This is a genomic window from Bacillus sp. BSL6 (assembly GCF_052928345.1).
The window spans coordinates 475,144-488,462 of sequence record NZ_JAVGCW010000004.1 but is presented as its reverse complement, the minus strand read 5'-3'; the positions used below and the strand labels follow the sequence as shown (position 1 = coordinate 488,462).

General features: G+C 35.5%; 13 protein-coding genes and 1 pseudogene. 13 read left to right on the top strand and 1 reads right to left on the bottom strand.

The features are described 5' to 3' along the window. The first annotated feature begins 50 nt into the window (after nt 1-50). The 12 genes from RCJ96_RS16700 to RCJ96_RS16645 all read left to right on the top strand — a co-directional run bounded on the left by RCJ96_RS16700 (nt 51) and on the right by RCJ96_RS16645 (nt 10,195). Nucleotides 51-755, top strand: coding sequence for an ArsR/SmtB family transcription factor (locus RCJ96_RS16700; protein ID WP_242303704.1), 705 nt, complete (start codon nt 51-53; stop codon nt 753-755). Between the two features lie 203 nt (nt 756-958). Beyond that, the gene (locus RCJ96_RS16695) at nt 959-2,089 is read left to right on the top strand and encodes a stage II sporulation protein P (protein WP_416504092.1); all 1,131 of its coding nucleotides are present in this window, start codon (nt 959-961) and stop codon (nt 2,087-2,089) included. 204 nt (nt 2,090-2,293) lie between these two features. Beyond that, on the top strand, nt 2,294-2,971 hold the full coding sequence (locus RCJ96_RS16690; protein ID WP_242303706.1) for a copper homeostasis protein CutC: 678 nt from the start codon (nt 2,294-2,296) through the stop codon (nt 2,969-2,971). Nucleotides 2,972-2,994: 23 nt separating this feature from the next. Next, nucleotides 2,995-3,546 (top strand): signal peptidase I, encoded by a 552-nt coding sequence (gene lepB, locus RCJ96_RS16685; protein ID WP_000662493.1) that lies wholly within the window; start codon nt 2,995-2,997, stop codon nt 3,544-3,546. A 257-nt stretch (nt 3,547-3,803) separates the two neighbouring features. Then, the gene (locus RCJ96_RS16680) at nt 3,804-4,556 is read left to right on the top strand and encodes an IclR family transcriptional regulator (protein WP_242303707.1); all 753 of its coding nucleotides are present in this window, start codon (nt 3,804-3,806) and stop codon (nt 4,554-4,556) included. Between the two features lie 14 nt (nt 4,557-4,570). Continuing rightward, the gene (gene pxpB / locus RCJ96_RS16675) at nt 4,571-5,284 is read left to right on the top strand and encodes a 5-oxoprolinase subunit PxpB (protein WP_242303708.1); all 714 of its coding nucleotides are present in this window, start codon (nt 4,571-4,573) and stop codon (nt 5,282-5,284) included. Next, on the top strand, nt 5,275-6,264 hold the full coding sequence (locus tag RCJ96_RS16670) for a 5-oxoprolinase subunit C family protein (RefSeq protein ID WP_242303709.1): 990 nt from the start codon (nt 5,275-5,277) through the stop codon (nt 6,262-6,264). The genes pxpB and RCJ96_RS16670 overlap by 10 nt, the downstream gene beginning before the upstream one ends. Nucleotides 6,265-6,282: 18 nt before the next feature. Then, on the top strand, nt 6,283-7,044 hold the full coding sequence (pxpA, locus tag RCJ96_RS16665; protein WP_242303710.1) for a 5-oxoprolinase subunit PxpA: 762 nt from the start codon (nt 6,283-6,285) through the stop codon (nt 7,042-7,044). A 23-nt stretch (nt 7,045-7,067) separates the two neighbouring features. Continuing rightward, nucleotides 7,068-7,763 carry a DUF969 domain-containing protein gene (locus RCJ96_RS16660; protein ID WP_000239804.1) on the top strand — a complete coding sequence of 232 codons (696 nt, stop codon included), beginning with the start codon at nt 7,068-7,070 and terminating at the stop codon, nt 7,761-7,763. Nucleotide 7,764: 1 nt separating this feature from the next. After that, entirely contained in the window at nt 7,765-8,727 is a 963-nt protein-coding gene (locus RCJ96_RS16655; RefSeq protein ID WP_001021658.1) for a DUF979 domain-containing protein, read from the top strand. 16 nt (nt 8,728-8,743) lie between these two features. Then, entirely contained in the window at nt 8,744-9,391 is a 648-nt protein-coding gene (gene pcp, locus RCJ96_RS16650) for a pyroglutamyl-peptidase I (RefSeq protein ID WP_074609496.1), read from the top strand. Between the two features lie 75 nt (nt 9,392-9,466). Further along, nucleotides 9,467-10,195: an NAD-dependent protein deacylase gene (locus RCJ96_RS16645; protein ID WP_416504093.1), complete on the top strand. Its 729-nt coding sequence runs from the start codon at nt 9,467-9,469 to the stop codon at nt 10,193-10,195. Between the two features lie 46 nt (nt 10,196-10,241). On the opposite strand, the pseudogene RCJ96_RS16640 reads toward RCJ96_RS16645, so the two are convergent. Then, nucleotides 10,242-10,812 (bottom strand): annotated as a pseudogene (locus tag RCJ96_RS16640) (hypothetical protein). 289 nt (nt 10,813-11,101) lie between these two features. Between RCJ96_RS16640 and RCJ96_RS16635 the strand changes: the two are divergent. Then, nucleotides 11,102-13,255, top strand: a complete 2,154-nt coding sequence (locus tag RCJ96_RS16635; RefSeq protein ID WP_416504094.1) for a peptidoglycan D,D-transpeptidase FtsI family protein — start codon at nt 11,102-11,104, stop codon at nt 13,253-13,255. Nucleotides 13,256-13,319: the final 64 nt, after the last annotated feature.

The window sequence follows — 13,319 nt, the reverse complement described above, 5'->3', positions numbered from 1 at the left end:
TTAAATTTAAAATAATTGTATCAATTTAATAGTTAGGGTATCATCGAAATATGAATGTATATCCGAATATCTCATATATAGCTAAACTAATTGCTGAACCTACAAGAGCAATCATCTTAGATTGTTTAATGAATAATCAAGCACTACCTGCTAGCGAATTAGCTTACATGGCAAAGGTGTCACATCCAACAATTAGTTCTCATCTTTCTAAATTAGTAGAGGGGAATCTACTTACAGTTGAACAACATGGTAGACATCGTTACTATCGACTTGCTAATCAAGAGGTAGCAGAGGTTCTTGAAAAGTTAGGAACAATCGCTCCAACAGTTCAAGTTCGTTCTTTAAAACAATCAGATCAACTAAAACAAATTCGTTATGCTCGAACTTGTTACGATCATCTTGCAGGTAGACTCGGTGTAGAGATAACCGAAAAATTATTAGATAAGGAATTTATCATTTTAGAGAAAGGAGAATACATTGTAACGGAACAAGGCAAGCAATGGTTTCTGAATTTTAGAATAAATATTGAAACGGCAGATATAAAGAGAAGAATATTTGCAAAACCTTGTCTTGATTGGAGTGAAAGACGTTACCATATTTCTGGTTGGTTAGGATCTGCAATAGCAAAACTATTTTTTGAACAGGAATGGATTACAAAAACGGATAAGAATCGGGCTGTCCATCTTACAAGAAAAGGTATGAAGTTCTTGAAAGACGAATTAGGCATTGACATGGAAAATAAAGAAATGAAATAACCTGAGTCTATACAAATGTAGACTCAGGTTATTTCATTTCTTTTAAAAATCTTCAGTGATATTTGCGCATGGCAAATTAACCTCGTTTGCTTTACGGAAAGAGATTAACTGCAAAAATAGTAGTTGAGACGATTCTATTAAATTAGTAATCATATTCATTGAAAATTATGCGTAAGAATATAGTAAATGAAGGGAGATATAAAATGAATAAGGTGAAACTGAAAGTATTTAATATAAAGTATGTAATGATATGTATTTTATTCACGATTATATGTATTCTCACTTCATTCTTCATTTCTAGTAATTCAAGCGTATTTAAATCTTATTATATTAATCAATTATTAGGAACGAATTCTACGAAAGGCCTTATGTATATGATAGGCAGTGAAAATCGTTATTTTGCCGAAGAATTTCATAAAGAAAAAGGACGAGCGTCTTTGGAATCTTTTTTACTTTCACTTTCTACAAATATTAATGTAAATGACCTCCGAAGCTTATTAACTCGAGAACTTCCAAATATGAATCAATTTTATTCGGAAATATTAATTGCGGGGGAAGGAACAGATTATACGAACATTCCCGAAGAATCTAGTATTCCTTTAGAGAATATTAAGAATGAAGGTACTGCTGTTAAACACCCAAAGAGTGAGAAAGAAAATAATTCAAATACACAAAATAACGGTGAAAATAAAGTTTTTATTTATCATACACATAGTTGGGAGGCGTTTATTCCTCTCATTCCAGGTGCTACTAAACCTAATGATGCCTCTAGTACAAATAATGAAGTGAACATTACGTTTGTTGGAAATTATTTAAAACAAAAGTTAGAAGAAAAAGGGATAGGTGTTTCACATGATACGACGAATATGAGAGATTTTCTGCGAAGTAAAAATTTAAATTGGGCTCAATCTTATAAAGGGTCCCGTCAAATATTACAAGAAAAATTAGCACAAGATAAAAATATTATGTTTCCAATGGACCTTCATAGAGATGATGCAAGAAAAAATATTACAACTAAAAATATTAACGGAAAGAATTATGCGAGGCTCTATTTTATTTTAGGACGAGAGAATCCTAGCTTTGAAAAAAATAAAAAAATAGTAACGGCAATCAATTCATATTTAGACGAGAAGTATTACGGTTTAAGCCGAGGCATTTTTATTAAAGATCGTAAAAGCGGGAATGGAGTATATAATCAAGATCTTTCTCCAAATGCATTACTTATTGAAATGGGAGGGGTAGATAATACTCCAGAAGAACTGTATGCTTCCGTAGACGCATTAGTAGAAGCATTTAGCCATTACTATAATGAAGTAACAAAGAAAAATAACTAAAATAAAAAGGAGTGACACCTAGTTAGGCGTTCTAGGGGGTTACTCCTTTTTTGTAGAATATGAAAAATATAAGATTACCAATACACGTTATCAATTGAAAAAATCTTTCTTTTCATTCTTCTTTTTATCGTTTTATAGGAGAATGCTATGCTTCTTATTTCACCTACTGTATAATAAGAAAAAAGCACGAAAAGAGGTTATCTCATGCTAGAGGTTATTGCAACATGTTTAGAAGATGTGAAACGAATTGAACGAGCTGGCGGAAAGCGAATTGAATTAATTTCATCTTATACAGAAGGCGGTTTAACGCCGAGTTATGCATTTATAAAAAAAGCGGTAGAAGCAGTACAAATACCGATTCACGTTATGATTCGTCCGCATGCGAAGTCTTTTACATATACGGAAGAAGAAATTGAAATGATGAAAGAAGATATTGTAGTTGCTCAGAAATTAGGAGTAGCTGGTGTTGTATTAGGTGTATTAAATGAAAGAAATGAAGTGGATGAAGAGAAACTAACGGATTTATTATCTGTGGTAGATGGGATAAATGTCACATATCATCGTGCAATAGACGACACGGAAAATCCAGTAGAAGCAATGAGAACGTTAAAGAAGTTTCATAAAGTGACTCACGTCTTAACTTCAGGTGGACAAGGGAATATAGTAGAGAATATTCCGGTGCTTACAGATATGCAAAAGGTAAGCGATGGTCAAATTCAGCTTGTTGTTGGAGCTGGTGTAACGAAAGAAAATATAAAGCAATTGCTAAATGAAACTGGAATTTCGCAAGCTCATGTCGGTACAGCGGTAAGAGAAGGGAAATCATGTTTTGCTGAAATTGATCCTAATTTCGTACAAGAATTAGTTCAAATCATACAATAAACAATTAAGAAAGAGGAGAAACGATGAAGGAAAATACGAAGAAAGAATTATTCTCATGGGCGAAAACGATAGGATTTACCCTTGTATTAATCGCAATTATTCGCGGTGTTTTATTTACACCGTCATTAGTACAAGGCGAATCGATGATGCCGACTTTAGAAAATAACGAACGAGTTCTCGTCAATAAGATTGGTTATAGTATAAGTGGATTAGAACGCTTTGATATTATCGTTTTCCATGGAAAAGAAGGATATGATTTAGTAAAACGAGTAATTGGTTTACCAGGCGATACAGTTGAGTATAAAAATGATGTTTTATATGTAAACGGCAAAGCGATGGAAGAACCATATTTAAAAGAGTTTAAAGAAAAAGCAGCAGGTCGTGTATTAACTCCAGACTTTACGTTAGAACAAATTACAGGAAAAACGAAAGTGCCAGAAGGCCAAGTGTTTGTATTAGGTGATAATCGTGAAGTTTCTAAAGACGGTCGTATGTTTGGATTTATTTCAGAAGATGAAATTGTCGGAAAAGGACAAGCTGTTTTCTGGCCGTTGAAACAAGTAAGAGCGCTATAAAGAAAAAGTATGGGGGAAATATTCTTCCATACTTTTTTTATGCCTATTTATTTAAACGTTTGGTTTTGCTATAACTTGAGCTTTTGAAAGAGAAGCATCATTATTTCTAGAATTTATTTTGTATTCACTTTACATAAAGGTTAAGTAGTTGAAAAATATATTGATAGAATTGAAAGAATATTTTATAATTTTAAATTATATGTTTGTTTCGAAAAATGGAATTTAAGTTCCGAAATTCGGAATAAGAGGGAGAGAGAATGACTATAAATAAAACGGCAGTTAAGACAATGGATATTTTACAGTTGTTTTATGAGCATGAAGAGCTAAGTTTAACAGAAATGGTTCAGCTTACAAGTATGCCGAAAACATCTGTTTATCGTTTAATTGGTTCGTTAGAAGAAATGGAATTTTTACAAAAAAATGAGAAGGGGAAATATCGTCTAGGAGTCGTTTTTTTACGGTTTGGTCAACTTGTTTCACAAAGACTATCAGTAAGAAATATTGCGATTCCATATATGAAAGAGCTTAGAGATAGTTTAGGCCAGGCAGTTAATTTAATTATTCAAGATGGTAATGATGCGATTTATGTGGAAAAGATGGAAGGCGTTCAGCCTGTACGTGTGTATACGGCGGTTGGAAGAAGAGCGCCGCTTTATGCGGGTGCATGTCCGAGAATATTGCTATCGTATTTTTCAGAGCAAGAGAAACAGAATTACATAGAGGAAACGGATTTAAAACAGTTTGCAGATGGAACAATCGTGGATAAGGAGCAATTGCTAGAAGTGTTACAAATGGCGAAAAAGGAAGGACATACAATTAGCTATTCTGAGTTAGAAAATCATACAGCCGCTATAGCAGCGCCCATTTTTGCAAGTGATGGAACGGTTGTAGCAGGCATTAGTATTTCAGGATTAGCAATTGAGTACAGCGAAAGTAACATTCCATATTTTATCGCGAAGGTGAAAGAGACAGCGAATCGCATTTCGAAAGAACTCGGCTTTTTGGCATAGAAAGAGGGAGTAGGATGAAATTTTCTGCGTTAGGGGATCAAGCAATTATTGTTACATTTGGTGAAGAAATCGGGATGGATGTATACGAAAAAGTACAACGACTATTTCAAGCGTTACAACAACATCCGTTTACAGGAATGATTGAATGCGTTCCGTCATTTACTTCATTGGCCGTTTACTATAATTTGTATGAAGTATGGAAGGGAAATGATAGAAAGATAAGACCGTATGATTACGTATGCCAATACATAGTTAGAATGTTAGATACGTATAAGGAAGAGCTGAAACGAGATGTGAAACATATTTCTATACCCGTTTGTTACGGGGGAGAGTATGGACCTGATTTAGAAGAGGTCGCACATTATCACGGTTTACAAGTAGAAGATGTGATTCGCATACATAGTGAAACAACGTATTTTGTATATATGTTAGGCTTTACACCAGGGTTCCCATATTTAGGAGGACTATCAAAAGAACTAGAAACACCTAGAAAAGAAATACCGCGGTTACAAATCTCTCCTGGTTCGGTAGGAATCGGCGGAAATCAAACAGGTATTTATCCGCTTGAAACACCGGGTGGATGGAATATTATTGGCCGAACACCAATCTCCTTATTTAATCCGGAAGAAGAAACACCAACCTTTATTCAAAGCGGTATGTATTTACGATTTATCCCAATAACGAAGGAAGAGTACGTTTCACTTGAGGGGGCTAAAGAATGGATGTAGAAGTTTTGCATGCAGGGATGTTTACAACAGTCCAAGATTTAGGACGATCTCATTATCAACAATACGGTGTGCCAGTTGGCGGGGTTATGGATCAAAGTGCACTTCGGATGATTAATATGTTAGTTGGTAATGAAGAGAATGAAGCGGCACTTGAAATGACGATTATGGGACCGAAATTGTTAATAAAGAAAACGACGTTACTTGCGATTGGCGGTGCGGATATGGAACCGTTACTAAATGGGGAGCGTATACCATTATGGCGTCCCATTTTAGCGGAAGAAGGTAGTATGCTTTGCTTTGGAAAAGTGAAAAGTGGTTGCAGAGCGTATGTGACTTTTGCAGGTGGTATCTATATTGATCGTACGATGGGAAGCAAAAGTACTTACATACGTGCTGCGATTGGTGGTATGGAAGGAAGAATGCTGAAAAAAGGAGACTATTTTCAACTTGGGGAAAGATCAGAAATGGCTCATCGTTTCATGCAAGGCTTACAAAAGGGTGAGCGCATAAAAACAAAATGGGCAATTAGCAGTAGCGTACTACCAAAATATAAGAAGTATCCTAAACTTCGCGTCATAACTGGTTTTGAATATGATCAATTTACAGAAGAAAGCAAAAAGGCATTTTTTACGAAAGAGTATAAAGTATCTAATTACGCTGACCGTATGGGCTATAGGGTTGAAGGAGAAATTTTAAATAGAGCCGTTGAAAAAGAGATTTTATCGAGTTCTGTTACATTTGGAACCATTCAAGTTCCTAATGGTGGACAGCCAATTATATTAATGGCAGATAGGCAAACGACAGGTGGTTATCCGAGAATGGGAAGTATCATTTCAGTAGATTTACCTCTTCTTGCCCAGTTAAAACCAGGGGACTATGTATCATTTGAGAATATTACGCTTGAAGAAGCGGAACAATTGTACATAGAAAAAGAAGTAAATATGAATCTATTAAAAAAGTTCATCGCTTTACGAAGCTGAGTGCAGGAGGGAAATATCATGACTACAATTGATTTGAATTGTGATTTAGGAGAAAGTTTTGGCGCTTATAAAATGGGAAATGATGATGAAATTCTTCCGTTCGTTTCCTCTATAAACGTTGCATGTGGTTTTCATGCGGGTGATCCGTCCGTTATGCGGCAAACAGTTGAAAAGGCAATGCAACATAACGTTGCGATAGGGGCACATCCCGGATTTCCAGATTTAATTGGATTTGGTAGAAGGAACATGAACGTTCCAGCAAGTGAAGTATATGATTATGTTCTATATCAAATTGGTGCATTAGACGGTTTTGTAAAAGCAGCTGGCGGGAAGATGCATCATGTGAAACCACACGGTGCTCTATATAATATGGCGGCAACTAATCCGGAAATTGCAGATGCAATTGCAAAGGCAATATATCATATGAATTCAAGTCTATCACTTTACGGATTAGCAAATAGCGAGGCGTTTATACAGGCTGCGGAAAAATACAATATAACTTTCGTACAAGAAGCTTTCGCAGATCGTACGTATAAGCAAGATGGAACATTAACGAGTCGTACGGAAGAAAATGCGCTTATAAAAAATGAAGAAGAAGCGATAAAGCAAGTGCTTCAAATGGTGAAAGAAGGCTATGTAAATTCGGTGAACGGGCAGAAAGTAGCAGTTCAGGCGCAGACGATCTGTTTACATGGTGATGGAGAGAAAGCTGTACAATTTGCGAGAAGAATATACAGAACATTCGAAAATAATGAGATTTCTATATGCACACCGAAATAAAATAATGAGGGGAAGTGTTGGAATTGGTGAAATTAATCGGGATATTACTTGTTGCAGTGGGCTTTTTATTTAGATTAAATACACTATTAGTCGTTATGGTTGCAGGTATTGTTACGGGGATGGTTTCAGGATTAAGCTTTTATGATGTGATCAGCATGTTCGGTAAATTTTTCATAGAAAATAGATATATGTCTATGCCTATCATACTAACTTTACCGGTAATCGGAATTTTAGAGCGTTACGGTTTGAAAGAAAGAGCAGAAGCACTTATAACGAAATCAAAAGGTGCAACAACTGGAAGAGTATTAATGTCATATTTTACGATAAGAGAATCATCAGCAGCACTTGGACTGAATATTGGAGGTCATGCGCAAACGGTAAGACCACTCGTTGCACCGATGGCGGAAGGGGCTGCGCAAGGTAAATACGGTAAGCTCCCTGAAAAATTAAGAGAAAAGATTAAAGCAAATGCAGCGGCTGCGGAAAATACAGCTTGGTTTTTCGGAGAAGATATTTTTATCGCAACTGGTGCGATTCTATTAATGAAAGGATTCTTCGATTCAGTAGGTATGCATGTCGGTGTATGGGATATGGCGCTTTGGGGTATTCCAACTGCAATATCTGCACTTATTGTAAGCTGGATTAGATTTAGAAGGTTTGATAAATATATAGCAAAAACGATGACATCAAAAGAAAAAGAAGAGAAGGAGGCAATATAAAATGAACATCATCACAATGGATACAATCTATTATGTATTAGGTATAATCGTTGCCTTTATCGCAGTTCGTATCGCATTTGATCGTGAACATCCAAACCGATTTGGTTCTAGTTTATTTTGGGCATTGTTTGCAGTTACATTTTTATTTGGAAATGTAATCCCTTCGTTTTACGTTGGCTGTATCGTTCTTGCTATGGTCGTGTTAGCTTCATTAAACAAAGTAACAAAGTCAGAGGAGAAAGAAGTACCAGTGCAAGAACGTGTGAAACATGCGGAGAAATTAAAAAATAAAATTTTTATGCCTGCACTATTAATTCCTATTTTTACAATTATCGGTACGCTAACGTTAGGGAAAATCAAATGGGGAAATGTTTCTCTTGTTGATCCAGATAAAGTAACGCTAGTAGCATTAGCACTAGGAGCATTACTTGCATTCGTTGCGGCGATGCGTATTACAAAATCGAAAATAACAACGCCTGTTCAAGAAGGAAGCAGACTATTACAAGCTGTTGGATGGGCTGTTATTTTACCACAGATGTTAGCGGCACTTGGCGGTATTTTCGCAAAATCTGGCGTTGGACAAGTCGTTTCTGATTTAGTCGGCCAAGTGTTACCGACAGAGTATCCGTTCGTTGCTGTTATGGCGTACTGTTTAGGAATGATGCTTTTCACAGTCGTAATGGGAAATGCTTTCGCAGCGTTTGCCGTTATTACTGGCGGAATTGGTTTACCTTTAATTGTTCAAATGCACGGAGGAAACCCAGCGATTATGGCAGCGCTTGGTATGTTTGCCGGATATTGCGGAACGCTACTTACGCCAATGGCAGCAAACTTTAATATCGTTCCGGCAATGCTGTTAGAACTAAAAGATAAAAATGCCGTTATTAAAGCACAGGTACCAATTGCTCTTTCCATTTTCATTATTAATATGTTTATTATGTACGGCCTTGTATATCGTTTCTAATTAGGAGGATAAAACTATGAAAACAGTATTATTAACAGGATTCGATCCGTTCGGCGGAGAAAGTATCAATCCAGCTTGGGAAGTTTCAAAAAGTTTGCATGAAAAAACAATCGGAGAATATAAGATTATTAGTAAACAAGTCCCAACTGTATTTCATAAATCAATACAAGTTTTAAAAGAATATATAGATGAACTAAACCCAGAAATAATTATATGTATCGGACAGGCTGGGGGCAGACCAAATATTACGATAGAGCGTGTCGCAATTAATATTGATGATGCAAGAATTGCTGACAATGAAGGAAACCAGCCGGTAGATGTACCGGTCGTAGAAGAAGGACCAGCTGCTTATTGGTCTACACTTCCGATGAAAGCAATTGTAAAAAGACTACAGGAAGAGGGCATACCGGCTTCCGTTTCACAAACTGCAGGTACATTCGTTTGTAATCACTTATTCTATGGTCTCATGCATGAACTAGAGAAACAGGATCAGAAAATAAAAGGCGGGTTTGTTCATATTCCGTTTTTACCAGAGCAAGCGAGTAATTATCCAGGGCAACCGAGTATGTCACTTTCTACTATTCGTAAAGGGATAGAGTTGGCAGTTGAGGTAACGACGACCGTTGAGGTGGATATTGTAGAGGTTGGTGGCACGACGCATTAAGTAGAATGAATTGTACAACACCTCCTGTAAACAACTGGTATAATAAGTATAGCAATATACATAGAGGTGATTTTTGTGCAACAATTTGAAGAAGTACGTACAATTTTAGAAAAAGCGAAGAAAATTACAGTATTAACAGGAGCTGGTGCAAGTACGGAAAGTGGTATACCAGATTTTCGTTCAGCAAATGGATTGTATGCTGATGCGAATGTGGAAATGTACTTATCAAGAGGGTACTATAACCGAAGTCCGAAAGAATTTTGGAAGCATTATAAAGAAATATTTCAAATTAATACGTTTCATCAATATAAGCCAAATCGTGGCCATCGCTTTTTAGCTGAATTAGAAGAACAAGGGAAAGATATTACGATTTTAACGCAAAATATTGACGGTTTACATCAAGTAGGTGGTAGTAAACATGTCATTGATTTACATGGAACACTGCAAACAGCACATTGTCCGAAGTGTAAAATGGGATATGATTTGCAGTATATGATAGATCATGAAGTGCCGCGCTGCGAGAAGTGTAATTTCATTTTAAATCCAGACGTTGTTTTATACGGAGATACATTGCCGCAATATCAAAATGCGATAAAACGTTTATATGAAACAGATGTGCTTATCGTTATGGGAACGTCACTAAAAGTACAGCCCGTCGCTTCATTCCCGCAAATTGCAAAGAGGGAAGTAGGAGCAACAACCATCTTAGTAAATGAAGAGTTAACAGGACAGGAATATAACTTTGATTATGTTTTTCAAAATAAGATTGGTGAGTTTGTTGGCGGATTGTCTTCAAGGAAATAAGTTATCAAAAAACTGAGGTATTCACCTCAGTTTTTTATTTGGAGAATCACAGTTTAAAGCATTTCGATAATGTAGCAACCACATCTCTATAACCTATAAAAAAGGTTTTAGTCGGCAAAATAGGAAGAAATGTTTTCTTTAACGAATATACAGTCGTCATAAAGTAAGCTAATATGTAGCTGTTGTAAAGGTTCTATTTGCTGCTGCCTTAGGTATAAAACTAAGTCATTATAAAGTTGCGTACTATACTCATTTACAGACCACTCTAATGAAAGCTGACCTGCTATGCTAGTCCACCATACTTTAAAACTACATATTAATTCTTTGAATAATTCTTCATTACATAAATGATTATCAAAAAGCTTCTCATAAAACATATGATTTTCATCATAAAAAATTTGCGAATCATATTTGTCATTAGCAATTTGTTTGCGAAGTGAATGCCATAATTCTTTGAAATTTGCTTCAAAGTTAGTAGAGAAATTGAATTGTCTTGCTATGTAAGGAAAACGTAAATTTCCTTTTTTCTCTTTTTGGTTGAGATAAATATTTTGAATATAAATCATAAAGTTAAAACAATGGGGCGCATTAGTATGTATTGTAAATGAATCTGTCATTTTCGTTCTCTCCTTAAGTAATGTCTTTTATGAATTTATTTTTTTAGTATACAAATAAATGTAAACTAAAGGTATAAAAATAAATTTGTACCATTTTTCTTTTAGAATAATATTCATGTTATTGTGCATTAAGGGAATGGTAATAAATAGGATATAAAATTAAAAAACTGAAAATTAAATCTTTTATTTCTTTTATAATTAATATAAAATTCTATATATATCATATAAATAAATTTGATACATAGTGGTTCCATGTAGAAATGTTAATAGAATGAAGCGAGGGAGCGAAATGAAACAGAAAAAGGAGCAGAAGAAACAATCGAAAAAGAAAAAGACTCATATTCCTTTTCGGTTAAATGTACTATTTTTTATCGTCTTTCTTTTATTTTCAGCTATTATAATTCAATTAGGTAAAGTACAAATCATTGATGGAGAAACGTATAGAAATGAAGTGAACAAAAAGGAAGATGTAACGGTAAGTACACCTGTTCCTAGAGGGAAAATGTTTGATCGACAAGGTCAGGTGATTGTAAATAACAAACCACTACGAACCGTTACATATACGAAAATGAAAGGAGTAGATTCGAAAGAAGTTTTACAAGTAGCAAGACAGTTAGCCCAGTTAATTGAAATGTCGCCAGAGGATATAGACAAGTTAACAGAAACAGATAAAAAAGATTTTTGGATGCAGTTAAATGAAAAGCGGGCAGCAGCAAAAGTAACGAAAGAAGATGAGAGTAAATTTAGGAAGCAAGAGATAGAAGGGAAAGAATTAGATAAAAAAGTGGAAGAGTTACGTAGGGAAAGAATTACACAAGAAGAATTAAGCGAACTTTCAAAAGAGGATCTAGAAGTACTAGCAATTAAAAGCAAAATGAATGCGGGATATAAAATGACGCCGCAAATTGTTAAAAAAGATGTAAGTCAAAATGAATATGCGGTCGTAAGTGAAAGGTTGGCAAGCTTGCCTGGAGTAGATACGACAGTGGACTGGGAACGTGAATACCCAAATGATAAAATACTTCGTTCTATCCTTGGTAGCGTTTCTACTGAAAATGAAGGATTGCCAAGGGAACAATTAGATTATTATTTAGTGCGTGATTATAACCGAAATGACCGCATTGGTAAGAGCTACATCGAAAAGCAATATGAAGACGCATTACATGGAACGAAAGAACAGTCTAGAAGCATTACAGATAAAGCAGGAAATATTATTCGGACAGAAAAAGTAACCGAAGGAAAAAGTGGAAATAATTTAATGTTAACAGTGGATATGGAGTTACAGAAAAAAGTAGAGGGAAGTCTTGAAAAGAATTTACGAGCATTTCATTCTGCAGAGCCGATGATGGATCGTGCATTCGTTGTAATGATGAATCCGAAAAACGGTCAAATTTTATCGATGGCAGGAAAGAAAATTATAAATAAAGATGGCGGGATGCAAATAGAAGACTATGCTTTAGGGACGATGACAAGTTCTTATGAGTTAGGGTCAACTGTGAAAGGGGCTACATTATTAGCCGGCTATCAAACTGACACAATTAAGCCGTATACGCATTTCTTTGATGCACCCATGTATTTTAAAGGAAGCTCTAAGCCGAAGAAATCGTGGAAAGACTTTGGTGATATTGATGATTTAAGAGCTTTACAAGTTTCATCAAACGTATATATGTTTAATACAGCATTAAAAATGGCAGGTATAAATTATGTGCCAAACAATCCATTAGATATTAAACAAGAAACATTTAATAAAATGCGCTACTATTTTAGACAATTTGGCTTAGGTGTACCGACTGGTATTGACTTGCCGAATGAATCGATTGGTCAAATGGGTAGAACGGATAACATACCTGGTTTTTTACTTGATTATGCGATTGGACAATACGATACATATACGCCGCTTCAACTTGCTCAATATATTTCAACCATTGCAAACGGTGGTTATCGAATGAAACCGCAAATTGTGCAAGAAGTGAGAGAGCAACCACATAGACCAGAGGATGTTGGAAAAGTTATTCGATCTATTGAACCAGTTATTTTAAATCGAGTAGATATGAACACTTCATACATTAATCATGTAAAAGAAGGATTTAGAAGAGTTTTTCAAGAGAATGACGGAACAGGTACTGCAACGTTTAAAGGATTACCGTATAAACCAGCTGGAAAAACAGGGACAGCTGAAACTGTGTATGGTGGAGAAAGTGAAATTGGAAGAGATGAAAACAATAATCGAAAAAAATGTTATAATTTAACTCTTGCCGGTTATGCGCCGTATGATGCTGATCCGGAAGTAGCTTTTTCAGTTGTTGTACCATGGGTAAATGATGACAAATCAGGAATTAATTCCGCGATTGGTAAAGAGATTTTGGATGCGTATTTTGAATTGAAAGCGAAAAGAGCAGGTGGAAATCCAGTCCCAGTAGAGCAGCCGAACAAGGCCCAGTAAAAATAATATCACTGCATGGAGATATATGGTGCAGTGATATATTTTTTGATTTAAAAAGCGTTTG

Coding starts and splice junctions, on each gene's coding strand:
- RCJ96_RS16700 (WP_242303704.1), top strand. CDS start 51: ATGAATGTATATCCGAATATCTCATATATAGCTAAACTAATTGCTGAA.
- RCJ96_RS16695 (WP_416504092.1), top strand. CDS start 959: ATGAATAAGGTGAAACTGAAAGTATTTAATATAAAGTATGTAATGATA.
- RCJ96_RS16690 (WP_242303706.1), top strand. CDS start 2,294: ATGCTAGAGGTTATTGCAACATGTTTAGAAGATGTGAAACGAATTGAA.
- lepB (WP_000662493.1), top strand. CDS start 2,995: ATGAAGGAAAATACGAAGAAAGAATTATTCTCATGGGCGAAAACGATA.
- RCJ96_RS16680 (WP_242303707.1), top strand. CDS start 3,804: ATGACTATAAATAAAACGGCAGTTAAGACAATGGATATTTTACAGTTG.
- pxpB (WP_242303708.1), top strand. CDS start 4,571: ATGAAATTTTCTGCGTTAGGGGATCAAGCAATTATTGTTACATTTGGT.
- RCJ96_RS16670 (WP_242303709.1), top strand. CDS start 5,275: ATGGATGTAGAAGTTTTGCATGCAGGGATGTTTACAACAGTCCAAGAT.
- pxpA (WP_242303710.1), top strand. CDS start 6,283: ATGACTACAATTGATTTGAATTGTGATTTAGGAGAAAGTTTTGGCGCT.
- RCJ96_RS16655 (WP_001021658.1), top strand. CDS start 7,765: ATGAACATCATCACAATGGATACAATCTATTATGTATTAGGTATAATC.
- pcp (WP_074609496.1), top strand. CDS start 8,744: ATGAAAACAGTATTATTAACAGGATTCGATCCGTTCGGCGGAGAAAGT.
- RCJ96_RS16635 (WP_416504094.1), top strand. CDS start 11,102: ATGAAACAGAAAAAGGAGCAGAAGAAACAATCGAAAAAGAAAAAGACT.